Origin of the sequence: Sulfobacillus thermosulfidooxidans (assembly GCF_001280565.1) — a bacterium.
Taxonomy (GTDB): Bacteria; Bacillota; Sulfobacillia; order Sulfobacillales; family Sulfobacillaceae; genus Sulfobacillus; species Sulfobacillus thermosulfidooxidans_A.
Window position 1 is genome coordinate 109,822 of the sequence record NZ_LGRO01000001.1, and the last position, 26,402, is coordinate 136,223.

General features: G+C 48.8%; 24 protein-coding genes. 21 read left to right on the plus strand and 3 right to left on the minus strand.

Annotated elements, in window-relative coordinates; translation table 11 throughout:
- Nucleotides 1–75: 75 nt before the first annotated feature.
- The 11 genes from purB to AOA63_RS19480 all read left to right on the plus strand — a co-directional run bounded on the left by purB (nucleotide 76) and on the right by AOA63_RS19480 (nucleotide 11,887).
- Nucleotides 76–1,377 (plus strand): adenylosuccinate lyase, encoded by a 1,302-nt coding sequence (purB, locus tag AOA63_RS00550; protein WP_053957882.1) that lies wholly within the window; start codon nucleotides 76–78, stop codon nucleotides 1,375–1,377.
- A 20-nt stretch (nucleotides 1,378–1,397) separates the two neighbouring features.
- Nucleotides 1,398–2,102 carry a phosphoribosylaminoimidazolesuccinocarboxamide synthase gene (gene purC, locus AOA63_RS00555; RefSeq protein WP_053957883.1) on the plus strand — a complete coding sequence of 235 codons (705 nt, stop codon included), beginning with the start codon at nucleotides 1,398–1,400 and terminating at the stop codon, nucleotides 2,100–2,102.
- The gene (gene purS / locus AOA63_RS00560) at nucleotides 2,099–2,347 is read left to right on the plus strand and encodes a phosphoribosylformylglycinamidine synthase subunit PurS (RefSeq protein WP_053957884.1); all 249 of its coding nucleotides are present in this window, start codon (nucleotides 2,099–2,101) and stop codon (nucleotides 2,345–2,347) included. Before purC ends, purS begins: the two co-directional genes overlap by 4 nt.
- Nucleotides 2,344–3,027: a phosphoribosylformylglycinamidine synthase I gene (purQ, locus tag AOA63_RS00565; protein ID WP_053957885.1), complete on the plus strand. Its 684-nt coding sequence runs from the start codon at nucleotides 2,344–2,346 to the stop codon at nucleotides 3,025–3,027. The genes purS and purQ overlap by 4 nt, the downstream gene beginning before the upstream one ends.
- Nucleotides 3,024–5,195, plus strand: coding sequence for a phosphoribosylformylglycinamidine synthase subunit PurL (gene purL / locus AOA63_RS00570; protein ID WP_053957886.1), 2,172 nt, complete (start codon nucleotides 3,024–3,026; stop codon nucleotides 5,193–5,195). Before purQ ends, purL begins: the two co-directional genes overlap by 4 nt.
- A gap of 2 nt (nucleotides 5,196–5,197) precedes the next feature.
- Complete coding sequence (purF, locus tag AOA63_RS00575; protein ID WP_053957887.1) at nucleotides 5,198–6,619, plus strand: amidophosphoribosyltransferase; 1,422 nt, start codon at nucleotides 5,198–5,200, stop codon at nucleotides 6,617–6,619.
- Nucleotides 6,606–7,652, plus strand: a complete 1,047-nt coding sequence (gene purM / locus AOA63_RS00580; protein ID WP_242848243.1) for a phosphoribosylformylglycinamidine cyclo-ligase — start codon at nucleotides 6,606–6,608, stop codon at nucleotides 7,650–7,652. The genes purF and purM overlap by 14 nt, the downstream gene beginning before the upstream one ends.
- On the plus strand, nucleotides 7,649–8,260 hold the full coding sequence (gene purN, locus AOA63_RS00585; protein ID WP_053957888.1) for a phosphoribosylglycinamide formyltransferase: 612 nt from the start codon (nucleotides 7,649–7,651) through the stop codon (nucleotides 8,258–8,260). The genes purM and purN overlap by 4 nt, the downstream gene beginning before the upstream one ends.
- Entirely contained in the window at nucleotides 8,239–9,768 is a 1,530-nt protein-coding gene (gene purH / locus AOA63_RS00590) for a bifunctional phosphoribosylaminoimidazolecarboxamide formyltransferase/IMP cyclohydrolase (protein ID WP_053957889.1), read from the plus strand. The genes purN and purH overlap by 22 nt, the downstream gene beginning before the upstream one ends.
- 41 nt (nucleotides 9,769–9,809) lie before the next feature.
- Nucleotides 9,810–11,099: a phosphoribosylamine--glycine ligase gene (purD, locus tag AOA63_RS00595; RefSeq protein WP_242848244.1), complete on the plus strand. Its 1,290-nt coding sequence runs from the start codon at nucleotides 9,810–9,812 to the stop codon at nucleotides 11,097–11,099.
- A gap of 65 nt (nucleotides 11,100–11,164) precedes the next feature.
- Nucleotides 11,165–11,887 carry a hypothetical protein gene (locus tag AOA63_RS19480; protein ID WP_242848245.1) on the plus strand — a complete coding sequence of 241 codons (723 nt, stop codon included), beginning with the start codon at nucleotides 11,165–11,167 and terminating at the stop codon, nucleotides 11,885–11,887.
- A gap of 88 nt (nucleotides 11,888–11,975) precedes the next feature.
- Here the strand turns inward: AOA63_RS19480 and AOA63_RS00605 are convergent, their stop codons facing one another.
- A complete protein-coding gene (locus AOA63_RS00605; RefSeq protein ID WP_053957890.1) occupies nucleotides 11,976–13,700 on the minus strand; it encodes a peptide ABC transporter substrate-binding protein in 1,725 nt (574 codons plus the stop codon).
- 279 nt (nucleotides 13,701–13,979) lie between these two features.
- Here AOA63_RS00605 and AOA63_RS00610 point away from each other — a divergent pair, with 279 nt between their 5' ends.
- The 6 genes from AOA63_RS00610 to AOA63_RS00635 all read left to right on the plus strand — a co-directional run bounded on the left by AOA63_RS00610 (nucleotide 13,980) and on the right by AOA63_RS00635 (nucleotide 21,137).
- Nucleotides 13,980–14,276 carry a YerC/YecD family TrpR-related protein gene (locus tag AOA63_RS00610; protein WP_053957891.1) on the plus strand — a complete coding sequence of 99 codons (297 nt, stop codon included), beginning with the start codon at nucleotides 13,980–13,982 and terminating at the stop codon, nucleotides 14,274–14,276.
- Nucleotides 14,277–14,325: 49 nt separating this feature from the next.
- Nucleotides 14,326–14,625, plus strand: a complete 300-nt coding sequence (locus AOA63_RS00615; RefSeq protein ID WP_053957892.1) for a hypothetical protein — start codon at nucleotides 14,326–14,328, stop codon at nucleotides 14,623–14,625.
- Between the two features lie 154 nt (nucleotides 14,626–14,779).
- A complete protein-coding gene (locus AOA63_RS00620) occupies nucleotides 14,780–16,912 on the plus strand; it encodes an ATP-dependent helicase (RefSeq protein ID WP_053957893.1) in 2,133 nt (710 codons plus the stop codon).
- Nucleotides 16,912–18,963: an NAD-dependent DNA ligase LigA gene (gene ligA / locus AOA63_RS00625; RefSeq protein WP_053957894.1), complete on the plus strand. Its 2,052-nt coding sequence runs from the start codon at nucleotides 16,912–16,914 to the stop codon at nucleotides 18,961–18,963. Before AOA63_RS00620 ends, ligA begins: the two co-directional genes overlap by 1 nt.
- 174 nt (nucleotides 18,964–19,137) lie before the next feature.
- A complete protein-coding gene (locus AOA63_RS00630; RefSeq protein ID WP_020373911.1) occupies nucleotides 19,138–20,148 on the plus strand; it encodes an ABC transporter ATP-binding protein in 1,011 nt (336 codons plus the stop codon).
- Nucleotides 20,145–21,137 carry an ABC transporter ATP-binding protein gene (locus AOA63_RS00635; RefSeq protein WP_053957895.1) on the plus strand — a complete coding sequence of 331 codons (993 nt, stop codon included), beginning with the start codon at nucleotides 20,145–20,147 and terminating at the stop codon, nucleotides 21,135–21,137. The genes AOA63_RS00630 and AOA63_RS00635 overlap by 4 nt, the downstream gene beginning before the upstream one ends.
- A 53-nt stretch (nucleotides 21,138–21,190) precedes the next feature.
- On the opposite strand, the gene AOA63_RS20485 is transcribed toward AOA63_RS00635, so the two are convergent.
- Nucleotides 21,191–21,613, minus strand: a complete 423-nt coding sequence (locus AOA63_RS20485; protein ID WP_431607689.1) for a hypothetical protein — start codon at nucleotides 21,611–21,613, stop codon at nucleotides 21,191–21,193.
- 119 nt (nucleotides 21,614–21,732) lie between these two features.
- Nucleotides 21,733–22,092 (minus strand): hypothetical protein, encoded by a 360-nt coding sequence (locus AOA63_RS00645; RefSeq protein ID WP_053957897.1) that lies wholly within the window; start codon nucleotides 22,090–22,092, stop codon nucleotides 21,733–21,735.
- 201 nt (nucleotides 22,093–22,293) lie between these two features.
- On the opposite strand from AOA63_RS00645, the gene gatC reads away from it, so the two are divergent.
- Genes gatC through AOA63_RS00665 form a run of 4 tightly spaced genes read left to right on the plus strand, consistent with a single transcriptional unit; the run spans nucleotide 22,294 to nucleotide 26,402 of the window.
- The gene (gene gatC / locus AOA63_RS00650; RefSeq protein ID WP_053957898.1) at nucleotides 22,294–22,593 is read left to right on the plus strand and encodes an Asp-tRNA(Asn)/Glu-tRNA(Gln) amidotransferase subunit GatC; all 300 of its coding nucleotides are present in this window, start codon (nucleotides 22,294–22,296) and stop codon (nucleotides 22,591–22,593) included.
- Nucleotides 22,593–24,053, plus strand: coding sequence for an Asp-tRNA(Asn)/Glu-tRNA(Gln) amidotransferase subunit GatA (gatA, locus tag AOA63_RS00655; protein WP_053957899.1), 1,461 nt, complete (start codon nucleotides 22,593–22,595; stop codon nucleotides 24,051–24,053). Before gatC ends, gatA begins: the two co-directional genes overlap by 1 nt.
- Complete coding sequence (gatB, locus tag AOA63_RS00660; protein WP_053957900.1) at nucleotides 24,050–25,525, plus strand: Asp-tRNA(Asn)/Glu-tRNA(Gln) amidotransferase subunit GatB; 1,476 nt, start codon at nucleotides 24,050–24,052, stop codon at nucleotides 25,523–25,525. Before gatA ends, gatB begins: the two co-directional genes overlap by 4 nt.
- Nucleotides 25,509–26,402 (plus strand): S66 peptidase family protein, encoded by an 894-nt coding sequence (locus AOA63_RS00665; RefSeq protein ID WP_053957901.1) that lies wholly within the window; start codon nucleotides 25,509–25,511, stop codon nucleotides 26,400–26,402. Before gatB ends, AOA63_RS00665 begins: the two co-directional genes overlap by 17 nt.

A 26,402-nucleotide genomic window follows, 5' to 3' on the forward strand; every position in this document is an offset into this window, starting at 1 on the left:
GGGTCGACATTTCCGAACAATTTCTATAGTATTTAACTGTAATGTTCGGTTATTATCAGGAAGGGGTTTGTTCATTTGATCAACCGCTATGCACGGCCCATCATGCAAACACTTTGGTCTGACCAAAATCGCTATAACCGCTGGTTGGACATTGAACGATATGTGGTTGAAGCGTGGGAGCATTTAGGAGTGATTCCTCAAGGCGTGGCGGATCGACTCAAGAAAGCCACAGTGGATCCCGCTCGCGTTGATGAATACGAAAAAACGTTTCATCATGACGTCATTGCTTTTATCAATGCTGCTGGAGAGACAGTAGCGCCTGAAGATGCCAAATACATTCATTTTGGATTAACATCAACAGATGTTGTGGACACCGCGTTATCGTCGTTAATTCGGGATAGTTTAGAAATCATTTTGGATGATTTGAGGAAACTGCAAGATGTCGTCCGGGAGTTGGCGATTCGCTACAAAGATACCCCAGTGATGGGACGCACTCACGGCATTCATGCTGAGCCGACAAGTTTTGGATTAAAACTTGCGTTATGGTGGTTAGAATTGGGACGGGATTATGAACGGATTGACCGGGCCCGTGACACCATAAGCGTGATAAAAATTTCTGGAGCCGTCGGAAATTACGCAAATATTTCTCCCGATATCGAAGAATTTGTTGCCCAGAAAATGGGCATGAAACCGGCCCCATTGTCCACGCAGGTACTTCAACGCGATCGCCATGCCGAAGTGATTGCCTCCTTAGCTATTTTAGGGGGAACATTGGATAAAATCGCCACGGAAATTCGTCATATGCAGCGCACGGAACTGGGCGAATTAGCGGAACCTTTTGGGGAAGGACAAAGGGGGTCGTCCGCTATGCCTCATAAAAGAAATCCCGTGATGGCGGAACAAATTTCCGGTCTATCCCGCATACTTCGTGGATATATGGTTCCGGCTTTAGACGATATGGCCTTATGGCATGAGCGGGACATTTCGCATTCCTCAGTGGAACGGGTGATATTTCCTGACGCGACGACATTGGCTGATTACCTTCTCGATACGATGCTTCGCATTATGCAAGGGTTGACCGTCAATACTCAGCGCATGCGAGAAAATATTGATTTAACCGGAGGACTGGTTTTTTCCCAAAAAATTCTGCTCGCACTGGTCGAAGCGGGCATGACACGGGAAGAAGCTTACAAACGGGTTCAGTCGCATGCTATGGCTGCTATGAAAGAATCCTCGCCAAATTTCCAAGAACGTATCTTGCACGATCCTGAGATCGAGAAGTATTTAACCGCTGATAAGATTGTTGCTCTTTTTGCGATCGAACCCTATTTGAAGGAAGTTGATAGGATTTACCGCCGGATTGGACTGATTGATTAATAGAAAGGGAGTAAAAGGAAATGACATCCCAAAAACTGCTTTACGAAGGAAAGGCCAAAAAAGTTTTTGAGACCGATGTACCGGGTGTAGTGATTGTGGAGTTTAAAGATGATGCAACCGCCTTCAATGGGGAGAAAAAAGGGCAAATTGCGGATAAAGGAGTTGCCAATGCCGCGATTTCTACAAAATTATTTCAATTACTCGAAGCTCAGGGAATTGCCACGCATTTTCGAGAGCAGGTAGATGCCAGACATCTCGCCGTGGACTTGTTGCAAATGATCCCTCTGGAGGTTGTCGTTCGAAACCGTGTGGCAGGATCCTTGGAAAAGCGAACAGGGTTAAAAGAGGGAACGGTTTTGCCGAAGGCGGTCATTGAACTCTACTTCAAAAATGACCAATTAGGTGATCCCTTGCTCAATGACGATCACATTGAAGTGTTACAATTAGCCTCACCAGAATTATTACGCCAGCTGCGAAGCACGGCTACGAAAATTAATGAGATTTTACAACAGTTTTTTGGCGAGCGGCAGTTGATTCTTGTCGATTTTAAACTCGAATTCGGACTGCGAGGAGATGAATTGGTTTTAGGGGATGAAATTTCTCCCGACACCTGCCGTTTGTGGGATGAACAAACCCTCAAAAAATTGGACAAGGACCGCTTTCGCCGGGATTTGGGTGGAGTCGAAGAAGCTTATCATGAAGTATTAGAGAGGGTTTTATCATGACGTTCGACATTATCGTTAATGTGGCGTTAAAGGATGCGATTTTAGATCCGGCTGGTCAGTCGACCGCCAAAGTTTTGCGTAATATGGGATATCCGGTGCAAGATGTGCGTATTGGCAAGCAAATCAAATTACAAGTGACGGCCGAAAGCCTTAACGACGCGAAGGAGCAGGCTCGGCAGATGGCAGAGAAATTATTGGCTAACCCGGTAATGGAAACCTACGACATTGTGGTGAATGAATCATGAAAGTCGGGGTCATTACCTTTCCTGGGTCGAACTGTGATACGGATACCTTTGAAGCCTTAAAGCAGTTAGGTGTTGACGCCGTGCCGTTATGGTATACCGATACCTCATTATCCGGAATTGATCGGTTAATTCTACCTGGAGGCTTTTCTTATGGCGACTACCTGCGGAGCGGAGCATTAGCCGCGCAGGCCCCTATTATGGATGCGGTCGAACAGGCGATTGAGGAACAGGACTTACCGGTATTAGGAATTTGCAATGGATTTCAGATTTTGTGTGAACGGGGCCTTTTGCCGGGGGCATTAAGACCCAATGCGTCCGGGGAATTCCGTTGTACTTGGGAGTATGTGCGCGTAAACGCTGTCCCCGAGAGTTTCCCCGGCCTTAAGCCTGGTGAAGTATTGCGTTTGCCGATTGCTCATCATGAAGGTGCTTATGCCGTAGAACCGGGTCAATTAGCCCCGCTCTTTGAAAATCAACAGGTCTTTTTGCAATATAGTGACGAACACGGCGCCGTGCATGCTTTGACTAATCCCAACGGGGCAGTGGCTAATATTGCGGCGGTTAGTCGAGGACCTGTTGTCGGTTTGATGCCACATCCCGAGCGAGCGATGGCAGCGTATTTAGGTTCCGCCGATGGTGCGCGGTTCTTAAAGGCTTGGTTAGGGGAGGACATGGCATGACTTATCAAGATGTCGGGCTTACACAAGAGGAATACCGCGTCATTCAACAGCAACTCGGTCGCGAGCCCAATGAATTGGAACTGGGGTTATTTGGCGTTTTATGGTCTGAGCATTGTAGTTATAAAAGCTCGAAGAACCTGTTGTCTTGGCTTCCCCATGAAGGACCAGCAGTGGTCCAGGGCCCGGGAGAAAATGCCGGGATTGTGGCTTTAAACGACCAAGTTCATGTGGCATTTAAGGTCGAGAGCCATAATCACCCATCTTATGTAGAACCTGTGCAAGGCGCGGCGACAGGCGTTGGCGGCATTTTGCGGGATATTGTCGCAATGGGCGCAAGGCCAATCGCCTTGGCAGATTCCTTGCGTTTTGGAACCGATGATAAGGCGAAATGGATTCAAAATGGAGTCGTCGAAGGTGTCGGCGCTTACGGCAATGCTATTGGCATTCCGACTGTGACCGGGGAAGTTGCTTATGGAGCGGTTTACGACAAAAATCCGTTAGTGAATGTTATGGCGATCGGACTATTGTCGCCGGAACATCAAGTTAGTGCAAGCGATGCAAAGGTGGGATCCTATCTCGTTTTGTTAGGGCAGCCTACCGGACGCGACGGCATTCATGGTGCTAGCCTGTTGGCCTCGCAAGATTTTGGCGATGCTACAGAACACATGCGTCCTACCGTGCAGGTAGGGGATCCATTTATGGGCAAAATGTTGATGGAAGCTACCTTGAGTGCCATCCAAACCGATAAATTGGATGCTGTACAAGATTTAGGCGCTGCAGGTTTGACCTCATCAGTTGCCGAACTCGCCTATCGTTCCGGCGTCGGTGCCCACATTTGGCTTGAACGGGTGCCTTGTCGTGAGGAGGGAATGACTCCTTACGAAATTATGTTGTCGGAAACTCAAGAACGGATGTTGCTCGTCGTGTCTCCAGAAAATTGGCCGGTGGTAGAAGACATCATCCAGCACTGGGAAGTGCCTTATTCCATTATTGGCGAAGTGAGTGCAGATAATGAGCTCGTGATTTCCATGAACGGGGAAATTGTTGCGGCGGTTCCTCCTCAGATCTTAGCCGGCTCCTGCCCCAGAAGGCCTGCAATATCGATGTGGGCAGAAAATGCGCGAGAACAAGCGCCTCAGTTGACGGCATTTCGCCCTCTGACATTTGAACGGGAATGGGCTTTAGAGGTTTTGGGGTCACCCCATTGCCGCAGCCGTCATCGAATTTATGAACGTTATGACTCGATGATTTTGACGAATACGGTTTGGGGGCCCACGCATGATTTGGCCGTTTTACGTATAAAGGGATCGCAAGAAGGGCTCGCTGTTGCGGTTTCAGGACCTGGACGTTATGCGGCCCGTGATGCTTACAGTGGTGGGCTTGCTGCAGTCAGCCGGGTAATGGGTTTATTGGCGACTCAAGGGGCAGCGGCCCTAGGTCTTACAGATGGCATTAATGCGGGCAATCCGGACAAAGAACGCGTATTTTTAGCTTTGACCCATTTGATTGCAGGGATTGCCGATGCGAGTCAAGAATTTCGTGTGCCTGTCACCGGGGGTAATGTGTCCTTGCACAATGAAACGGAAGGCGAGCCTATTTGGCCTACGCCCGTTATTGGGGCGGTAGGTCGACATCTCCATCCATTGCGCCCTACTATTGACGCTCCTTGGCAAGCGGGTCTGGATATTATCCGGCTGAGTCCCTCTTCGGACTTTAATTTGGGTGGCAGTGTGTTTGAGATGCTGCACAGCGAATTGAGTGCTTATCCAAGACCCGATATCACCAAATTGGCTCGCATGTATGACCTATTAATTGCGTCTAACCCGGAGTCGTTAGAATATGGTGCACGCCTGGTGGGTGATGGCGGTTTATTTGTGGCTTTGACCAAATCCCTGTTGGCGTCCCCAGCCAATTTGGGCATGGAGATCACTGTTTCGAGAGACGAGACGACCCAGGAACTCTTTAGCGAAGTGATGGGACAAATGCTATTGTTTACAGAACCCAGCATCACTGAGCATTGGGTCAATCTGTTCCATCACCACAAAATTCCGGCCGATGTTATCGGTCACGTGACTGATTCGTCCACGATGGTAATCCGGGCGGGTCGCTCCTATGTGTTCGAGCGCACAGAACTCGACAGGACGTTTAGGCAGGGCTATGGAGGGTAACGATGGCAGACGAATTGCATGATGAGTGTGGGGTCTTCGGAATTTACGGGGATAATCAAGCCGCCCTGAAATCATATTGGGGAACGTTCAGCTTGCAACACCGGGGCCAGGAAAGTGCCGGGTTGGCCGTCTTACAAGGTGAAGAGATTACCGTGCATAAAGGAATGGGACTCGTTACCGAAGCCTTAAAAATCGAGGAAGAAAGTCAACGCGCCGGTCATGCCGCGATTGGGCATGTGCGTTATTCCACGACAGGCGAATCGTCGATCGTGAATGCGCAACCATTACTCATGAAAACCCGCTTTGGTCTTTTAGCCCTGGGACAAAACGGAAATTTGGTCAATGCCCCCGAATTACGTCAGCGTTTGGAAGCGGAAGGAGCCATATTTCAAGGCACAACCGATAGTGAAGTGCTTGCCCACTTGATCGCACGCAGTCATCAAAGCTCTTTTTATGAGGCCCTGCGGGATTCCCTTCAACAGTTGCAAGGAGGATTCGCGTTTACTGTCCTAACCGATGATGCCTTGTATGGGGCTCGCGATCCGCACGGGATTCGTCCTTTGGCCCTCGGCCAAACAGAGGATGGTGCGTACTTACTGGCGTCGGAATCGTGTGCCTTTGATGTGATTGGAGCCCGGTATATTCGCGAAATTGATCCCGGGGAATTAATCACGATTCGTGACAAAACCATCGAAACCGATCGCTTTGTGAATTTTAAAGGACCGAGAGCTCTTTGCAGCTTCGAAATGATTTATTTCGCCCGTCCCGATTCGCATATGGAAGGGCAGAGTACGCATGTTGTGCGGCGACGCCTCGGAGAAATCTTGGCACATGAAGCACCGGCGCAAGCAGATTTAGTGATTGGCGTTCCAGATTCCAGTATCCCCGCTGCGATGGGATATGCTCAGGCAGCCCATCTGCCTTTTGATTTTGGTTTGGTCAAAAATCGCTATGTGGCGCGTACTTTCATTGCGCCCAATCAAGCATTGCGCGAATCAGGGGTTCAACTGAAACTATCGGCCGTCCGAGAAGTGGTGGAAGGAAAGCGCCTGGTTTTGGTTGACGACAGTTTAGTCCGGGGAACCACATCCCGCCACCTGGTGCAAATCTTGCGGCATGCGGGGGCAACGGAGGTGCATATGCGCATCGCTTCGCCGCCTTATACCGATCCTTGTCATTACGGGATTGACACCTCACGAGCCACCGAATTAGCAGCCCGGAATATGAGCATTGACGAAATCCGGGACATGGTGGGAGCCGATTCTTTGGCATATTTGTCGATTGATGGGCTGCGCCGCGGATTATCGCAAGAAGGATGGTGCATGGCGTGTTTTGGGGCGGGATATCCTGTACCTCTAAGTAACGATCTGAATGTTTCTGTCAGTGCGACGAAAGGCGGACCCAAATCCCATGAATTCCGATAAAGATATGACACGCGAAAATCGGCCTTTACGATATCAAGATGCTGGTGTAGATATCGACAAGGGTAACGAAGCGGTGAACCGAATACGGCCCTGGGCATTGAAAACGGCTCGAAAGGAAGTCCTCTCTGGAGTGGGAGGATTTGCTGGCGCATTTGAACTGCAAGAGAGCGGTGTGTTATTAGCCGGGGCCGATGGGGTAGGTTCAAAATTGATTATTGCCGAGGCGCTACAACAATTTGATACCATTGGCATTGATTTGGTGGCCATGAATGTGAATGACATTTTGGCACAAGGCGGTGAGCCGCTGTTCTTTTTGGACTATATTGCCACACATCAAATTATCCCGGAACAGATAGAACTTCTCGTTAAAGGCATCGTCCAAGGGTGTCTTGAATCCGGTTGTGCTTTGCTAGGCGGAGAAACGGCGGAACTGCCGGATCTCTATCAGCCTAATCATTTTGACTTAGCAGGTTTTTGTGTGGGACGCCTGGTGCATGAGCCGAAAGGTCCGGTGCAATCCGGAGACCAAATTTTGGGTATCGCATCAAGCGGGTTTCATTCTAATGGATATGCCTTGCTCAGGCGAATCATCAGCGAACGGCATTTGCAGTGGGATCAGGTCTATCCGGCGACCGGGGAAGAGACATTGGGACAAGCTTTATTGACCCCCACGCGAATTTATGTGAAAGCCGTACAGGATTTGTGGCAAAGGGTGAGCATTAAAGCCATGGCGCATATTACCGGGGGAGGTCTGATTGAAAATGTGCCGCGCACATTACCACCTGATCTGACAGCGGTGATTGACAAATCCTCATGGACAATGAGCCCTTTGATGCGGTGGTTTCAAGAACTGGGTCCGGTCACCGATGAGGAATGGTACCGGACGTTCAATGCCGGTATTGGTTTTACAGTGGTTCTGGCACCAACGGATATCACGTTAGCCCAATCGATTTTGGCGCAGCACGGCCTGGCTTCTTTTGTTATTGGTCACATTGCAGCCAGGCAAGGCAAGCGAGGAGTGATATGGGCATGAAATGGGCGGCGTTAGTCGGCGGCTATGGCAGTAACTTAGAGGCTATGCTGGAATATGGTAATCCCATTAGTCTGGTCATATCCCATAAAGCCAATGTGCGCGCCTTGGAGGTGGCGAAGCGCTTTCATGTGCCAACAGTGACGTTATTGCCTAAAGCGTTTCCCATGCGTGAAGCCTTCGATCAAGCGCTTTTGAAAATATTACGCGATGAAGGAATTGAGGCTTTAGCATTGGCGGGATATTTGCGCTGGTTGGATCCCGCTATTGTCCGCGAATATAAAGGGCGTGCTATTAACCTTCATCCTGCGCTTTTGCCCTCATTTCCTGGCCTCAATGCGATCGAACAGGCGTTCGAACACGGCGTATTTTGGACAGGTGTTACCGTGCACTTTATTGATGACGGCCATGATACCGGTCCTATTATTGCTCAAGCCGCTGTACCCCGTTACCGAGAAGACACGCTTTTAGATCTCCGAGAACGTATTCAATATCATGAACATCACCTCTATCCCCGCATTGTGGAAGCAGTTGATCAAGGCATTGTGGTCTTGGAGGGAACACAGGTCATTTGGAAGGAGTCAAAATCATGGATCAATGGGCAGTATTAAGTGTCAGTGACAAAACGGGATTGACCGAATTGGCACAAGGATTCCTCTCACAAGGCATTAAGCTTTTGGCTAGTGGAGGAACCTACCGATTTTTACAAGAACAGGGTATCGAGGCCACACCTTTAGAGAACTTAACCGGTTTTAGTGAGATATTAGGGGGGCGAGTGAAAACACTGCATCCCCGCATTTACGCCGGAATTTTATCCCGCGAAACGGATCAAGATATTCGCGACCGGAACACCATTGGGGCTCCACAGATCATTGCGGTGGTGGTGAATCTATATCCATTCGAAAACCGTTTAACCCAAGGAGCCGATCAAGCGACGTTAATCGAAGAAATTGACATTGGCGGCGTGTCCTTAATTCGGGCAGCGGCGAAAAATTTTTCGCAGGTACTGGTTTTAGTCGATCCCAAACAATATCCCGAAGCCTTGAAAACCCCTATTACAGCATTGACTTGGGATGACCGGTTACGCTTTGCACAAGAAGCTTTTCTCCATATTGCCCATTACGACGCGGTTATTGCACAAACCGTTAGCCAATGGTGCAATCCTCCCGTAAAGCCGGTTCATGAAGAAGTTTATGTTCTGTCAGGACGCAAATGGGGGGAACTGCGCTATGGCGAGAACCCGCATCAAGATGCGGCATTTTACGCGGTGCCAGGACAAGAGGGTTTCCAGAGTGCAACGCTCTATCAAGGCAAAGCGTTGTCCTATAACAATTTGGCCGACGCTGATACCGCCTGGCGGCTGTCAGCTAGTCTTCCGGCGCCGAATGCAGTTGCTGTCAAGCACCAGACTCCTTGCGGGGTAGGACTGGGTACAACATTAGAAGAGGCTTATGTCAAAGCGTATGAAGCCGATCCTGTATCGATTTTTGGCGGGATTGTGGCTTTAAAAGGCCGAGTTGATGAATCTCTCGCAACACGGCTTAATACGCTCTTTCTCGAAGTGGTGATCGCTGAATCTTTTAGCCCTGAGGCTTTAAAGATTTTGGGGAAAAAGAAAAATCTTCGAGTGCTTGCGATGCCGTTCAATTTGCCTCCTTATTCCGAAGAAATCCGTACGATTACCGGGGGCTTTTTAGTTCAGCAACGTGATAAGGTGAGTGTTCCCTGGGATCGCCTCCAACATGTGGCGGGACCCGAAGCAGATCTTGAGAAATTTAAGCCAGATATTACGTTAGCCTGGACGACGGTGGGATTTGTCAAGTCTAATGCTATTGTTGTGGTTAAAGATGGGATGACCGTAGGCATTGGTGGTGGGCAAACAAACCGTATTGATGCTGCGCGTCAAGCTTTAGAACAGGCCAAGGAGAAGGCCCAAGGAGCAGTTCTGGCATCGGATGCCTTTTTTCCATTCGGCGATGTTATGACTGAAGCAGCCAAGTATCAAGTCGGCCTGGTTATCCAACCAGGGGGGTCTCTTAGAGACAATGAGTCTATTGACGCCGCTAATCTCCATCAAATTCCCTTGTATTTTACCGGTCAGCGTCATTTCCGTCATTAAAAAGAGCCAAAGGTGAAAAGGTTAGAGGAGGGCTTGGGTGCATGTATGAGGAGTCAAGTCAATTACCGTTATCGCAGATGACCGGCATTTTGGTTGTGGGCAGTGGTGCACGTGAACATGCCATTATTTGGGGGATGGCCAAAAGCTCTCCTGGTGTTCCTCTTTATGCGGCGCCGGGGAATGCGGGCATTGAAAACCTCGCCACCTGCCTGCCTTTATATTCAGCTGCCGAGGTTGCTGCCTGGGCGCGGGATAAAGGGCGGTTATTAGTGGTGGTCGGTCCTGAAGCGCCTTTGGCCGAAGGAATTGCCGATCTCTTGCGAGAACAGGGGCACGTCGTGGTGGGACCGTCCCGACAAGCGGCGCAATTGGAAAGCAGTAAAGTCTTTGCCAAGCGGTTTATGGATCGCTATCAGATTCCGACGGCCGCATGGCAAGTATTTCGCGACCGTAAGAGTTTGGGGGATTATGTGATGCAGCATGATACGTTTCCCCTTGTGCTCAAACAAAGCCGGTTGGCCCAGGGCAAAGGTGTGGTTGTGGCTGCTGACCGCGAAGAAGCTCTTCAGACTATTACGGAATGGTCTCATGATCCCGCAGTATTTGCCGATGGGATTATTGCTGAACAATGTTTGACAGGTAAAGAGGTCTCGGTACATATTCTGACAAATGGACAAGATTATGTGTGGTTGCCCCTCGCCCAAGATTATAAACGGCTCACGCCCGAACCTCACAGTCCCAATACCGGAGGCATGGGAGCTTATGCTCCTGTTAACTGGCTTAGTGCTAAAGAACGCCAGGTAATCGATGAACACATTTTACAACCCGTTGTGAAGGCCATAGCAGAAGAAAATTTGCTATACCGGGGTATTTTGTATGTCGGTTTGATGATGACTCCAGATGGTCCTAAAGTTTTGGAATTCAATGTGCGTTTAGGCGATCCTGAAACCGAAGTTCTCATTCCCATTGTGGATATTCCGTGGGTAGAATGGTGGTGGTTCTTGGGACAAGGCCGCCTTTTGGAAACGCAATTGCCGCAGCCGAATCGATCGGCTGTAGCAGTGGTCTTGGCGTCGGAAGGATATCCGAAACAGCCCATGACGGGTCAGTCTATTCATATTGAACCCATTGCCGACAGCCTCATTTTCCACGCGGCTACGGTGCGTGAGCAAGGGCACTTAAAGGCTCAGGGCGGGCGCGTGCTAACCGTGGTGGGTCTCGGTGATAATATTGAGCGTGCCCGGAAGCAAAGTTATGCGCAAGTGTCTACCATTACATTTCCTCATAGCCAACACCGTTTGGATATTGCGGCGAATATTGAGGCCAATTGAGTAAATTTGGTCCGCTTGGGGCACTCTGAACACATGACAATGTGTGTTCGGAGGAGGCATAACAGGTGCGTAAAATTTTGAGTTTGGCAATGATGGGCCTTTTTTTGACATTTGTCCCGGCTTGCAGTTTCACCATGGGAGCTCCTGCTCCAGAGCACGGAAGTACCGCCTCAACAAATCAAACGGAAGGAACGTCAGGATCCCATAGCCCGAGCTCCTCCTCGTCAGGTGGAGGGTCATCAGGATCGCAAGGGAGTAGCGGGTCTTCGTCTCAAGGGGGCTCGAGTTCGTCTTCAGGAGGATCCTCGGGAGGTTCCTCCTCAGGCGGGTCGAGTTCATCAGGCCAGGAACCGTCCATGGAAATTCAAAAGGCTGTTCGTGATGAGATGGAGACGCCCAAAATGCAGAAAATGATTGCCGAAACCATTTCCACTAGCCAATTACAACAAGCACTTATGACCCCCATGGGACAGTCGACGCTAGAGAAAGCGTTAATGATGGTTGTCAACAGTCCTACTTTTCAAAAAACCTTAGAGACCGATGTGAGCAAGGCCTTAAGTTCACCACAAATTATGGACATGATTGATTCATCAGTAAAAACAAGCTTGATGAAAATGGCATCATCGTCCAGTAGCAGTAAATCGTCAAGTTCGTCAGGCGGCCAATCCTCCTCATCCTCACCGAGCAGCTCATCATCGGGATCATCGTCAAGTGGTGGTTCCAGTGGTGGATCGAGTGGAGGCAGTTCGGGATCGAGCGGAGGGTCCTCGTCAAAGTCATCGTCCTAACTGGTGTGACATTGTTTAGTGATTGCGGTGAAAGAGCCCATCAAGAGTCAAACTCTCTTGACAGGCTCTTGCTGCTCCACCTGTCAGCCTAATTAACGGTCCAATAATTCGGCGACTCCAGATCTGTCACTGGATTAAAGTGACGGTTGACACCGTGAAGATAGGATGCATGTTCCGTAAAGGTGGGAATCCACGGAAGCCAGATTACAGGGAGATTTTTCGCCGCAAATTGTTGGTAAGCGTTCATCCGAGCCTGAATTTGCTCAGGGGTTCCCGGTTGATAGGTCTTTTGGATTAATTGATTCATCTCCTGAGAGTTGTAACTTCCGTAGTTCGCTGCGGCGTTGGTGCTAAAGAGTCCGCCACCCGTGGGGTAATAATCCGGTTCATAAGTCCAGCCCCCTCCCCAATTGGCAAGTTGCCAATGGGACGCATTTTGCTGAGTGGCGGTAGCAATAATGGTATTAAAGGGTTGAGAAACCAAATTGATGACAATACCTTCTTGGGCGAGATCACTTTTGATGAGTTCCATTTCATGGGTGACGGTATTACTGCCGCTGACGTAATCCGCGGTAAATTCGAGTTTTTGACCATTTTTGGTCATGACCCCATCCACCAACTTCCAACCATGTTCTTCCAAAAGTTTTTTTCCCGCCGAGGGATTAAAGGGATACGGATTTTTCAATTGCGGATCATAAAATATGGTTGCCGGTTTGGAGGGAATCGGCCCATATTCTGGTACGCCATCATGATATAAGGCTTGAATGATGCCTTGTTGATTAATGCCCATTTGAAAGGCTTGACGGACGTAGAGATGGTTGAATATTTGTCCAAAATCACCTGGTGCTTTGACACTCAAATTGGGCAGCATATAGTTAAATCCAAACGGATACTGAATGTCCATCACGTCGGTTGTGAGTTGATTGCGAGAATTCCATAGTGATGGGGGAAGATATCCGACCGTTAATGAGCCCGTCTTGAGCCCCGCAAAGACGGCTGCAGGCGATGATTCGTACATGTAAACCAGCTTGGTGATGCTGGGCTTATGTCCATCGTAACGGGGATTGGGAATAAATGTCCAATACTGATTGTTGGTTTTAGATTCCGTTGCAGAAAATTCAAAAGGACCATCCACGACTTGGTAATATGGTGAAGCCGGATCATTGGCTACGGATTGAATGAACTTTAGTTCTTGAGTCATGTTTTTGTGAACATCCCAAATTGATGCCGGTACGACGTCAATCTGCCCCAACCCATTATGCAAGAACCATTGTGGGTTTGACGGCTGGTTTAACGTCACGATAACAGTATCCGGTCCTTGGGCTTTGACACTCTTCCAACGACTGGGAATGCCACCAATTCCTGCTGCACCATATTGCCAAGGAGGCGTTTGACCGTTGGCACCAGCCGCTGCCAACATCAAGTCAATGGTGAATACCACGTCTTGAGCGGTGACAGGTTGCCCATTGGACCAATGCCATTTGGGATTGAGTGTAATGGTGTAAACGGTGCCGTTACTATTCCAGGTTACCTGTGATGCTAGGGATCTTGCATAATCAATGCTGTCCGTATGTGAAATGTCCAATAAGGGTTTATACATTAGGGCATTAATTTGGCCATTAACTGTAGAAAAAGCCTGGCTGGATTCAATGGGAAACCACCAGTTCGGACTGACTTGAGCAGGTAACGCGACGGTAATAGTTTTGGAGACGGTAGACGGGGATTGGCTGCCTGCCGATGAGGCTCCACATCCCGCCAAAAGTGCTGGAATGATAATGGCAGTCGATATTAAAGCCACAGATTGTTTGCGCATTCGAAAATGGTCCTCCTACCTATTGAGCACGTCTTTTTGGATTTTTTGTTTTGAGCAATACCGGCCGGTCTCATTGAAACAGGAGATACCATAACGCAGAATGCCTGAAGCGTCGACCAGCAAATTGACGATAATTTATGCAAAAATCGTGGAATATCATAAACTGACATCAGTTTACGACAATTTTCGAATGAAAATGCCCTCTTTTCTTTAGTCCCCAATTCGGTATAGTGTAGTTAAAATCTAAATTTAATACCGAAATCGAGGTTGAGGCGCGTTATGAACGTGAAGCTAAAGACACCGGAGACCGAATTACTATGCCGTGCAGTGTTGTCTTTGGAGACTGAAGATGAGTGTTTTGCGTTTTTTGAAGATATTTTGACGGTGCAAGAAATTCAATCCATCGCTCAACGGTTGTCTGTAGCGCAAATGCTTGATCAAGGTCAAACCTATGATGACATTGCCCGGGTTACTGGTGCATCATCGGCCACAATTTCACGGGTGAAGCGGGCTTTAGCGTTTGGGGCTGATGGATATCGGCGGGTCCTCGACAAGCTGAATTCGGCAGACCAATAATTTTTTGCATGCGCTCTTTAATACGGTAATGCGTCAGGAGGGTAATGCGGTGAATTCTCTGCAGTTGCTGACCGAGTCGGGATTCTTTTGGCAAGACCGCATCAAGGGCTTTGCCCGGAGGAATGACCATGTTCTGACTTTATGGTACCGATTGCCCAATGAACTTGTGGCCGAGAAAGAATTGGTTCAAATAGCTAAATCCTTGCTCCGCATTGTGTCTTCAAAAGCAGACGGCGGCGGGTTTTTCACGGTGGAGAAAGATCACCATCCTCTTGCGGTGCATGTGCATTTTAACCAATGGCCCCATGATCTGAAGCCGATGTTTATGCGAGAAGAAAGCGTGCACTAAGTCGCGGGTCCAATGATCAAGAGCTCTACGGATTGAGAAGGGACTTCAAGCTGATCTGGTGGCCTAACAATCAAAGACGTGGATAAAGAACTGCTGAAGAGGCCCTTATACTCCCGTGATATAATAGATAATGAGGACATCACGGGAGGCTATCATGGATTTATTGAACGCATTAAATGACCGTCAGCGCGAAGCTTGTGAAATAACCGAGGGACCACTTTTGCTGTTAGCTGGGGCAGGTAGTGGGAAAACTCGAACGTTAACATACCGCATTGCCTATCTACTCGATCAACGTTTAGCCTATCCACATCAAATTTTAGCTTTTACGTTCACCAATAAAGCCGCCCGAGAAATGAAAGAACGCATTGAGCGACTCGTTGGGGATATTGCTCGCAGCATGTGGGTAGGAACCTTTCACGCTGTTGCTGTGCGAATATTGCGGCAAGATATTCAGCGTCTCGAATATGGGCCACAATTTTTGGTGTATGATGCCGATGATGCCAAAGCGGTTATAAAAGAAATTATAAAAGAATTAGGTTGGGACGATAAACAATGGCCGGCCGCGCAGTTTGTACACGCCATTAGCCGGGCCAAGAACGCCTTTATTTCACCCGAGCGATACCCCAGCCAAAGTTACCAAGACCAACATGTGCAACAAGTCTATCAACTATATCAAAAACGCTTAAAAGCGCTCAATGCTCTAGATTTTGACGATTTGATTTATCTCACGGTGCGGTTGTTTGATCAATTTCCTGAGGTGCTCGAACACTATCAGGATCGTTTTCGTTACGTCTTTGTTGATGAGTATCAAGATACCAACTTAGCGCAGTACCGTCTGATTCAGCATCTCGCCAAAAAGCACGGAAATTTATGTGCTGTCGGGGATGATGATCAAGCGATCTATGGATGGCGCGGTGCTGATATGCGCAATATTCTTGAATTTCAACGAGATTTTCCGGGCGCTCGCGTGATCCGACTCGAACAAAACTACCGGTCGACGCAAAATATTTTGGATGCCGCCAATGCTGTTGTGGCCCACAACCAGGAACGATTAGGAAAGAACTTGTGGACGACAAAGGGAGAGGGCCAAAAAATACGCGTGTACGAAGCCCCAGAAGAGGAATCGGAAGCATGGTTTGCTGCAGAAATGGTTCATGAAGCCGTAAGACGGGGGCATTCGCTGTCCGATTGTGCGATTTTATACAGGACTAATGCCCAGTCGCGAGCCTATGAAATGGCTTTGGCCCGAGCAGGGTTGGCTTACCGTCTGGTTGGCGGCAAGAAATTTTATGAACGCAAAGAAGTTAAAGACGTTCTGGCATACTTGAAAGTTTTGTTTAATTCTCAAGACGATTTTTCGCTATCCCGAATCATCAATTTTCCCAGGCGAGGCATTGGCGATGTCGCCTTGGATAAAATCCGACAATACCAAGACGCCAATCAGCTATCGTTATATGATGCGCTTGGTCAGGCTGCAAATATCCCTGGACTCTCGGCCCAAGCTCAAAAAGCTTGTCACGAACTTCATGATTTGTTCGAATCCTGGCGGTCTTATTTGGATAACTCGCTCGCGGATCTGACCCGGCGCGTGGCGGAAGAAAGTGGCATTATGCCGCTTTTCCGGCAAGACCGGAGCCGAGAAGCTCAAGATCGGGTAGAAAATATTGGAGAATTATTGTCGGAAGCCAAGCGGTTTGAAGAAGAACAAGGCATCCATGATTTGGGAGAATTTTTAGGGTGGGTCGCGTTAGTTTCCGATTGGGATCAAACTCAAGAGGATCAGGGCGGTGTATGGTTGATGACCTTGCACAGTGCCAAAGGACTGGAATTTCCTGTTGTGATTATCGGCGGTCTCGAAGAAGGGATTTGCCCGCACATGCGTTCCATTGACGAGGGCACATTAGAAGAGGAGCGCCGGCTTATTTATGTGGGAATTACCCGGGCTCAAGAAGAATTATATTTATCCTATGCGAAAACTCGGACCATGTTAGGGCGAACGCAACAAAATCCGGTCTCGCGGTTTTTGGATGAAATTCCGGAAAATCTTGTGGAACGGCCGAGAAGAGCGGCGCCTGCTGATAGAGCCGTCAGTGCCCGCAACCATGTCTTAACGGATGTTTCTGTCGGCGAAAAAGTTCGACATCCGCGTTTTGGCTGGGGGACTATTGTGGCTATGCGTGGCGAAGCTGACGACCTGGAATTAACCATTGCGTTTCCTGGCGGTGGGGTCCGGTCCTTTTTGGCACGGTTTGCACAACTGACTCGTGAAGGAGCCGAATCGGTCTGATGACGTCGAATGAAGAGGCCATTGCCGCACGGATTAAAGAACTGCGGGAGAGCATTGCCTATCATAATCATCGTTATTATGATTTAGACCAGCCTGAAATTACCGATGCCGAGTATGATGCGCTCGTTCAGGAATTGATGCGGTTGGAAGAGCAATATCCGCAGTTTAAGAGCACGGAATCGGTAATTAATCAGGTTGGCGGTCAGGTCAACCCGGCTATGGGGGTCGTATCATTTTCCCCTCCGGTTTTGAGTTTAAACAACGTGCACAATGCCGATGAACTGCACGAATTCTATTACCGGGTTGGCCAGATGCTGGCAGAAGACACGCCGAAGTTCACCTGTGAATTGAAAATTGACGGACTCAGTGTGGTAATCCGTTATCAGAATGGTAAACTCGTCCAAGCGGCAACTCGTGGAGATGGATTAAGCGGCGAAGATGTTACCCAAAACGTGCGTGTGATTCGAACCATCCCGCAAATACTTCATCAACCCGTAAGCTTTGAAATTCGCGGTGAAGTCTATATGCCTCGCAGTGCTTTTATGGCGTTAAATGCCAAACGCGAAGAGGAAGGACAAAGCGTATTTGCAAATCCCCGCAACGCGGCGGCGGGATCTTTACGCCAACTTGATCCGGCAGTCACAGCTAGTCGGGAACTGTCCGCATTCTTTTATCAAATAAGGCAATGGAACCAAGCCAATGATTTCTCATCACAAATTACTACGCAACATCAAGCGCTTGAATTTCTGAGAACGGTGGGATTGCCAGTTGAACCACATTTTGCCTATTGCGAGAATTTTGATGAGATTATGGATTATGTGCGGGAATGGGATAATAACAGGCACACATTGGATTACGACACCGACGGTCTGGTCATTAAATTAGATGATTTATCCAAACAAGCGATCTTGGGAGAAACACAAAAAGCACCGAGATGGGCGGTAGCTTATAAATTTCCTCCGGAAGAGGTTTTAACTGAAGTTCTTGCGATTGAAATTTCGGTAGGTCGAACCGGAGTATTAACACCGACAGCCATTTTGAAACCCGTTCACGTTGCGGGTACTACCGTGAGCCGCGCGTCACTTCACAATGAAGACATTATTCGGGAACGTGACGTCCGTGTTGGGGATTATGTCTTTATCCGCAAAGCCGGCGAGATCATTCCAGAAGTGGTTCGGGTAGAAAAGACGTTGCGTCCTCCTCACACTGTGCCCTTTGAATTTCCGAAAAAATGTCCAGCATGTGGTTCAGATGTTGTGCGTCTACCCGGGGAGGCTGCTTATCGCTGTACCGGAGGCATGGCATGCCCGGCTCAATTGCGGGAAGCACTCATCCATTTTGCATCCCGTGACGCTATGGACATCGAAGGGATGGGAGAAAAGACCGTTGATCTCTTACTCAATGCGGGGTTAATCAAACGGGTGGATGATATCTACCGGCTCAAAGAAGAAGACCTACTGCAGCTGCCTCGATTTGGGAAATTGTCTGCGAAAAAACTGGCTCAAAGTATTGAGCAAAGTAAGTCGCGCTCGCTCAGTCGCCTTATTTTTGCATTAGGAATGCGTTATGTAGGCCAACGCGTCGCATCATTGTTAGCAAGTCATTTTGGAAGCATGGAAAGATTGGAAGCCGCACCCTATGAAGACCTTTTGGCGATTCCTGATGTGGGAGAACGCATCGCGGATAGTGTGGTGACATTTTTATCGCAACCTTTGAACAAAGAAGTGATTGCAAACCTTAAGAGTTTGGGGCTCAATATGATTGATGATACAGTCTCAAGCGATCAGAACAGTACCCAGAAGGTTTTAAGTGGGCAATCAATTGTTGTTACGGGAAGTTTTGTGCAGATGCCTAGAAAAAATCTGGAAGCGTGGATTGCACAACTGGGTGGCAAAGTCGCCTCATCGGTATCGTCACGGACGGCAATGGTTATTGCCGGCGATAAGCCAGGATCAAAATTAGAAAAAGCTAAAGAGTTGCAGGTGCCAATCCTTAGTGAGCAGGAATTTTATGAACGCATGGCGAATTTAGGCATCAGATATTCCCAATGATCCAAATGGGGGAGGCGACATTGGATAATTGTCCAAACTTCGTCGCAGGAAGCTGCGACCATTGCAGCAGTTTCTATCAGACCTTATAATGATTGAGATTAGTTAATTGTCGGATTATGTCGTCATTATTACCATTAGTTTGATAACCGCGTGAGCGAGGAAGGAGCGAACGGAGTGCCGCAGAGAGTATTGGATGTCCGGAATTTAAGCACCCATTTTTTCACCGAAGATGGAGCGGTGAAATCCGTCGATCAAGTCAGCTTTTACATTAATGCGGAAGAGACGCTCTGCGTTGTGGGGGAATCAGGGTGTGGCAAGAGTGTGACATCGCTCTCAATTATGCAATTGATTCCCAGCCCGCCTGGTAAAATTGTGGGAGGAGAAATTCTCTTCAATGGGGAAGATCTGTTAAAGAAGTCTCCTGAAGAGATGCGAAAGATCCGGGGTAATGATATTGCCATGATCTTTCAGGAGCCTATGACCTCTCTTAACCCGGTCTATACCGTGGGGGACCAAATTGCAGAAGCTGTCATTTTACATCAAAAGGTTGATAAGAAAGAGGCATGGAAACGCGCTGTTGACATGCTGCGTGAAGTTGGTATTCCTTCACCGGAAAAACGGGCGCGAGAATATCCCCATCAAATGTCTGGAGGTATGCGTCAACGGGTCATGATTGCTATGGCGATGTCGTGTAATCCGCAGTTGCTGATTGCTGATGAACCGACCACAGCGCTTGACGTGACAATCCAGGCTCAGATTCTCGATTTAATGCGGAAGCTGAAACGGGAATTTCATACCGCCATTATGTTGATTACGCATGACCTGGGTGTGGTAGCGGAAATGGCGGACCGGGTCGTGGTTATGTATGCGGGAAAAATTGTGGAAGAGAGTGCGACAGCGGAACTATTCCGGGAGCCTCTTCATCCATACACTCAGGGCTTGTTAGATTCGATTCCTCGCTTGGATCAACCGACGACGGAAAAATTACATGTTATTGAAGGCACGGTTCCGAACCCCTTGCATTTGCCTAAGGGATGCACTTTTGCTCCCCGTTGTCCCAAGGCTATGGATATTTGTCGTGAGAAAGCTCCGGTGTTAACAGAGGTATCTGAAGGTCGCAAAGTGAGTTGCTGGTTACATGTAGATCCCCAAAAACAACCGAGTGGTAAGGAGGCGGCTTCATGAGCGCCGTTTTACAAGATCAAAAGGCTAACGACATCTTGATGGAAGTACGGGATCTCACCAAGTATTTCCCTATTACGGGTGGATTGTTTTCCCGCGTTGTCGGGCAAGTTAAGGCCGTCGACGGGGTTAGCTTTGATTTGCGCCGGGGAGAAACCTTAGGATTGGTGGGTGAATCGGGCTGTGGAAAAACGACCACAGGTCGTGCCGTGTTGCGACTCATTGAACCCACCTCAGGCACCATAAAATTTGAGGGCCGAGATATCACGCGGCTCGGCAAAAAAGAAATGCGTGCCCTACGCAAAGAAATGCAAATCATTTTTCAAGATCCCTTTGGGTCCCTAAATCCTCGCATGTCTGTTGGGGAAATTATTGAAGAACCGTTAGTTATTCACCACATTGGCAACCGCAAGGAACGGGAAGAGCGTGTTCGGAAGTTGCTTGAGGTTGTGGGGTTGGCGTCCTATCACAAAAGACGGTATCCCCATGAATTTTCTGGCGGTCAGCGTCAGCGTATCGGGATCGCCAGAGCCTTGGCCTTGAATCCTAAATTAATCGTGGCTGATGAACCGGTATCGGCTTTGGATGTATCGATTCAGTCACAGATTTTGAATCTCCTTGAGGATTTGCAGAAGGAATTTGGCCTGACCTATTTATTTATTGCCCATGGGCTGAATGTTATCCGTCACATTTCAGATCGTGTGGGTGTGATGTATTTAGGCGCAATGGTCGAAATTGCAACCTCTGAAGAAATTTATCATAAACCGTTACATCCCTATACCGAAGCCTTATTCTCAGCTATACCTATTCCCAATCCGGATATCAAGCGGGAACGGATTATCTTACAAGGGGATGTGCCAAGCCCAGTCAATCCTCCTTCAGGATGCCGGTTTCACACGCGTTGCCCAATCGCTCAGGAAAAATGCAAAGTGGATCGTCCTATTCTTAAAGAGTCGGCTCCAGGTCACTGGGTGGCCTGCCATTATCGGTAAGGGGACATCACCTGAAAAAACACAGGACGGATTATATCGCTGTCCTGTGTTTTTTATCGAAATACAACCGTCAGGTCAGTAAGGCACTCGTGAACCCGTATGGTGCCCAGACGCTGTTCGTGCTCGAGGATCTGACGGGGATTCGCGGGGCGACGGAGCGAGTTCGGCGACGCGATCGGTATGGGTCCGTGTCGTGGGGGTTTTACCCGCTTCGTCAGATGATCGAATATAAGGCCGCCTTGCAGCAAGCGCGCACGGTGGCCGTGGATCCGCGCTAGACCTCGCAAACCTGTCCACAGTGCGGACACGTGGGCCGAAGCCATCGCGATAAGCGCCGACACCGCTTTACGTGTCAACAATGCCAGTACCGGCCGAACGATGACCGCATTGGCGCCATGAACCTGCACCGTCTGGGAATCGAGTACCGGGGGACAGGCACGACCGGGGCAAGCTCCCGATCGTAAGGGTGGGGTCAACCACTCTACGATGCGACCCCAATGCAAGGAAGGAGAGGGCTTCGGCTGTCGCTTGCACTTCCGGGGAGTCGCAAGCTCCGGCCTTTAGGCCGGGGTAGTTGACTTGGCCCTTCGTCTCTTCAGTGCGTAAGGCTTTTTATCGCGGTCAATGTCACGACGTGGGGAGGAGCGGGACGATAAAATGTCCACCAAGGCACCTTGGCAACCCACTTGCCAGAGGCCCTCACATATTGCCCAATATGCAGATGAGGCGGCAAGGTGACCATCAAATTTGAGGGAGTATTAATAACGGGATTATCAAAAATAGTCGAACCGACCTTAATTTCCATGAATCCACCATCAAATCCTTGTCCTATATAACTAATCGTGCCAGTTTTCGTAATGTGATATTCACGGGTTTTTTGCGGATACACGAGCAAAAGTGCCAATACCATCAATATGCCCACGATCCAAAATTTTCGCTTGGAGACTGAGATCATTGTTTCCCACCTTTAGTCATCGTGTTCAAATGCTGTAGAATCCAAAGCGTCAATACCGTTATTTTCCGTTTTCCCGCTAATGACGTAGCCTATTCCGTATTGTTGCGATTTCTTTGGGAACCGGCAAGAGGGAGATGACCACGACATTTTTAAAAGCGCATTGAGCCATGTTATAATTGGTAGGTTATGGAGGGGTGAAATGTGTCTTTATCTGAAGAACAAGTGAAGCATGTGGCGCGTCTTGCTCGAATTCAGCTAAAACCGGAAGAGGTTGCGCAAATGACGGTTCATTTAGGCGCAGTTCTCGAATATATGTCTCAACTCAATGAATTAAATACCGATCAAGTTGAACCCACAATGCACGTTATACCGATGACTATGCCTTTGCGGGAGGATATTGTCCGTCCTTCTTTGCCCGTGGAAGAGGCTTTGAAAAACGCCCCCGATCCCCGCGACAACATGTTCGGTGTGCCGAGGATCATGGATGGAGGCGAGGAATAATGGTGATTCATGAATTAGGGGTCAATGAGCTCGCCTACCGCATTCGCGATAAAGAATTATCGGCAAGCGATGTGGTCGCGGCGATTAGTGACCGTATAGAGGACGTCGAGCCGCAAGTTCAAGCATTTTTACACATCGACTTGGAATACGCCAAGGCCCAGGCAAAGAGAATTGATCAGTTGCCTGCACACGAATTAGAACGGTTGCCCTTAGCCGGTGTTCCTATAGCCATCAAAGACAATATGACAACGACGATCATGCCGACAACCGCCGGATCCAAGATTCTAGAAGGGTTCATGGCGCCTTATAATGCGACTGTCGTTAACCGGCTGGAAGCTGCCGGGGCTATCATCATCGGAAAAACCAATTTGGATGAGTTCGCCATGGGTTCGTCGACAGAGCATTCGGCCTACCATGTGACACGTAATCCGTGGGACCTGGAGAGGGTGCCGGGCGGCTCTAGTGGGGGATCGGCCGCAGCAGTTGCCGCACAAATGGTTCCAGCCGCTTTGGGTTCGGATACCGGAGGTTCTATTCGCCAGCCAGCTAGTTATTGCGGGGTCACAGGCTTTAAGCCCACATACGGGCGTGTGTCCCGCTACGGTTTAATTGCTTTTGCTTCTAGTTTGGATCAAATTGGTCCATTGACGCGGAGTGTGGATGATGCCTGGTTATTATATCAAGTCATCGCTGGGCATGATCCTTTGGATGCCACATCTTTGACACAACCCATAGAGCCACGAAGTGCCGAACCGGTTCAGTGGAATCAATTACGGATAGGGATTCCTAAAGAATATGACGGAGAGGGCCTGGATCCCCGTGTTCAGGAGCGCTACCATCAAGTTTTGTCAACATTGGAGGCGCAAGGAGCGAAACTGGTCGAAATTTCCTTGCCTCACACGCATTATGCCATTGCCACCTACTATTTAGTGGCCCCTGCAGAAGCATCGAGTAATTTATCGCGCTTTGACGGGGTTCGTTATGGATTCCGGGCCCAGGGAAACGACTTACTAGAAATGTATGAGCGGACTCGAGCTGAAGGATTTGGTCCCGAAGTCATTCGCCGTATTCTACTGGGTACGCATGCTCTGTCGGCTGGTTATTATGATGCTTACTACCTTAAAGCGCAAAAAGTTCGGACGCTCATCCGCCAAGATTTTGAATTGGCCTTCGGTCAAGTGGATGTGATTTTGACCCCGACAACCCCCGACATTGCATTTAAATTTGGGGAAAAGAGCGAAGATCCCCTCCAAATGTATCTCTCTGATGTATTCACGGTGACGGCCAACTTAGCGGGGATTCCCGGGATTTCCACGCCGGCCGGTTTGATTTCAGGGATTCCTGTCGGAGTCCAGTGGCTTGGACCTGCCTTACAAGAGAGTCGGTTATTGCAAATTGCCCGTGGATTTGAAGAACTTTGGCCATCAGGGCCTTGGCCGTCTTTAGGAGGCGACTTATGAACAACAATTATGAGGTTATCATCGGATTAGAGGTGCACGTTGAACTCAAGACCCAGTCAAAACTTTTCTGTAGTTGTTCTACGGAATTTGGTGCAGAACCTAACACCCATACCTGTCCTATTTGTTTAGGGATGCCTGGGGTATTGCCAGTTTTGAATCAACAAGCAGTGGTATATGCAACCAAAGCAGCATTGGCTCTTCAGTGCACGGTACATCCGTACTCGAAGTTTGATCGCAAACAGTACTTTTATCCCGATTTACCCAAAGCCTACCAAATTTCACAATATGATCAGCCTTTAGCCGAACATGGGTCTGTGCCCATTGTTGAGAATGGCGAAGTCGTCAAGACGATCGGGGTACGGCGTATTCATCTGGAAGAAGATGCCGGGAAATTAAATCACATGGGTCAACGACTTGGGGACGCAAAAGGTTCTCTAGTCGATCTCAACCGGGCCGGAGTTCCCCTCATTGAAATCGTATCGGAGCCTGATATGCGCTCAGCCGAGGAAGCGAGACTCTATCTCACGGAATTACGCAATATCTTAAGTTATCTAGATATATCTGATTTGCGCATGGAAGAGGGTTCGATGCGGTGTGATGCTAACGTATCCCTACGCCCGAAAGACTACACAGGATCGTTAGAAGATTTGCCGCGTGTTGAAATCAAAAACGTCAATTCCATTCGCAATGTGCAACGGGGCATTGAATATGAGGTGGAACGCCAGGCGGAATTGTTGGCTCGTGGCGAACGTATTGTGAAAGAAACGCGCGGATTTGACGATCAAAGTGGCAGAACCTATTCTCAGCGTAGCAAAGAAGAAGCGAACGATTATCGCTATTTTCCCGAACCGGATTTGCCTCCCTTGGTATTAGATGAGGCATTTATCCAAGAGATAGCTGATAGGTTGCCGCCATCCACGATGAGTATTCGTGAAGAATTAAAGGCGCAAGGAGTCCAGCCCAAGGATATCGAGATCATTTTAGCCGATCAAGGAGCACTGGCTTTTTGGCAGGATGCAACATCGCAATACGGTGGTGATGCGCGGCAAATCACAAACTGGATGCTGTCGGATTTGTCACGCTTGCTGAATGCCCATGGCGATAGTTTTGCGACATCCCCCGTATCTCCAACGAATCTTGTGGAGTTACTGAAATTAATCGATGAAGGTACCCTGTCAGGACGCATGGCCAAAGAAGTTCTTGACCATATGTACCAAAGCAAACAACCAGCACGCACGGTAGTTAAGGACTTGGGCTTGAGTCAAATTACGGACCACAATGCGATTACGCAGGTCGTCGAAGAAACCGTGGCTCACCATCCCCAAGTTGTTCAAGATTACCTTAGTGGAAAAGAAAAAGCCTTGGGCTTCTTAGTGGGTCAAGTCATGAAAAAGACCAATGGACAGGCTAAACCCGATATGGTCAACGCGATTTTGAAAGAAGTTATTCAGGCCTATGCGGAAAAAGCCTAAACCATTAAAGCCTGGCGCTCACATTCGCATTGTTGCTCCTGCGGGCATAGTGAATCCAAAGAACTTGCAGATCACTCAAGATTTCTTGACTCACCGTGGATATACGGTGAGTCAAGGTGCCCATGTCTTGGACCAACATGAAATATTTGCGGGCAAAGAAACCGACCGGGTCCAAGATTTGGTGGACGCCTTATCCGATCCTCACGTGGATGCTGTGATTACTGCACGGGGAGGTTATGGAAGTGTTCGCCTTTTACCGTTGTTAGATCAGATTGATCTTTCTCATCTTAATCCCAAGTGCTTGCTAGGCTATAGCGATATTACCGCTTTGCATGCCTATTTTTTTACACGTTATGGATGGGTTACATATCATGGCCCCGTCATGGAATCCGATTGGACCCATGAGAATGGGCAAATAGCACTTGATGTCCTCGCTGGGACAAAGACATGTTGGCCAACACGGGCGATGGAGGTGTTAAACCCATCTCACGCCCCGATTACGGCTCCTTGGCATGGGGGTAACTTAACGGTATTAACCTCCCTGGTTGGGACACCATATTTTCCCAGTCTGAATGACGCGGTTCTTTTTGTCGAAGACGTAAATGAAGCTCCTTACCGCGTCGACCGGATGTTTCACCAGCTCCTATTATCGGGTTGTCTGGAAGGAATTCGGGGTATTGTATGGGGAGAAGGGGTGGGATGCGGCAATGATACGGACCCTTTGACAGTGAAACAGATTGTATACCAGATGGCGTTAGAATGTGGAGTTCCGGCATGGTATAACTTTCCCGCTGGCCATGGTGTGAATAATTGGACTGTCCCTTTGGGAGAGCCGTTGACAATATCTGATAATCACGTCTTATTAGCAGGTGAATAA

Excerpts from the sequence above, each read along its gene's own strand:
- purM (WP_242848243.1), top strand. The coding sequence starts at position 6,606 with ATGAATTCCGATAAAGATATGACACGCGAAAATCGGCCTTTACGATAT.
- purD (WP_242848244.1), top strand. The coding sequence starts at position 9,810 with ATGTATGAGGAGTCAAGTCAATTACCGTTATCGCAGATGACCGGCATT.
- AOA63_RS00605 (WP_053957890.1), bottom strand. The coding sequence starts at position 13,700 with ATGCGCAAACAATCTGTGGCTTTAATATCGACTGCCATTATCATTCCA.
- gatA (WP_053957899.1), top strand. The coding sequence starts at position 22,593 with ATGGTGATTCATGAATTAGGGGTCAATGAGCTCGCCTACCGCATTCGC.
- gatB (WP_053957900.1), top strand. The coding sequence starts at position 24,050 with ATGAACAACAATTATGAGGTTATCATCGGATTAGAGGTGCACGTTGAA.
- AOA63_RS00610 (WP_053957891.1), top strand. The coding sequence starts at position 13,980 with ATGAACGTGAAGCTAAAGACACCGGAGACCGAATTACTATGCCGTGCA.
- purH (WP_053957889.1), top strand. The coding sequence starts at position 8,239 with ATGGATCAATGGGCAGTATTAAGTGTCAGTGACAAAACGGGATTGACC.
- AOA63_RS00620 (WP_053957893.1), top strand. The coding sequence starts at position 14,780 with ATGGATTTATTGAACGCATTAAATGACCGTCAGCGCGAAGCTTGTGAA.
- purQ (WP_053957885.1), top strand. The coding sequence starts at position 2,344 with ATGAAAGTCGGGGTCATTACCTTTCCTGGGTCGAACTGTGATACGGAT.
- purC (WP_053957883.1), top strand. The coding sequence starts at position 1,398 with ATGACATCCCAAAAACTGCTTTACGAAGGAAAGGCCAAAAAAGTTTTT.
- purS (WP_053957884.1), top strand. The coding sequence starts at position 2,099 with ATGACGTTCGACATTATCGTTAATGTGGCGTTAAAGGATGCGATTTTA.
- purF (WP_053957887.1), top strand. The coding sequence starts at position 5,198 with ATGGCAGACGAATTGCATGATGAGTGTGGGGTCTTCGGAATTTACGGG.
- AOA63_RS00635 (WP_053957895.1), top strand. The coding sequence starts at position 20,145 with ATGAGCGCCGTTTTACAAGATCAAAAGGCTAACGACATCTTGATGGAA.
- purL (WP_053957886.1), top strand. The coding sequence starts at position 3,024 with ATGACTTATCAAGATGTCGGGCTTACACAAGAGGAATACCGCGTCATT.
- ligA (WP_053957894.1), top strand. The coding sequence starts at position 16,912 with ATGACGTCGAATGAAGAGGCCATTGCCGCACGGATTAAAGAACTGCGG.
- AOA63_RS00665 (WP_053957901.1), top strand. The coding sequence starts at position 25,509 with ATGCGGAAAAAGCCTAAACCATTAAAGCCTGGCGCTCACATTCGCATT.
- purN (WP_053957888.1), top strand. The coding sequence starts at position 7,649 with ATGAAATGGGCGGCGTTAGTCGGCGGCTATGGCAGTAACTTAGAGGCT.
- AOA63_RS00645 (WP_053957897.1), bottom strand. The coding sequence starts at position 22,092 with ATGATCTCAGTCTCCAAGCGAAAATTTTGGATCGTGGGCATATTGATG.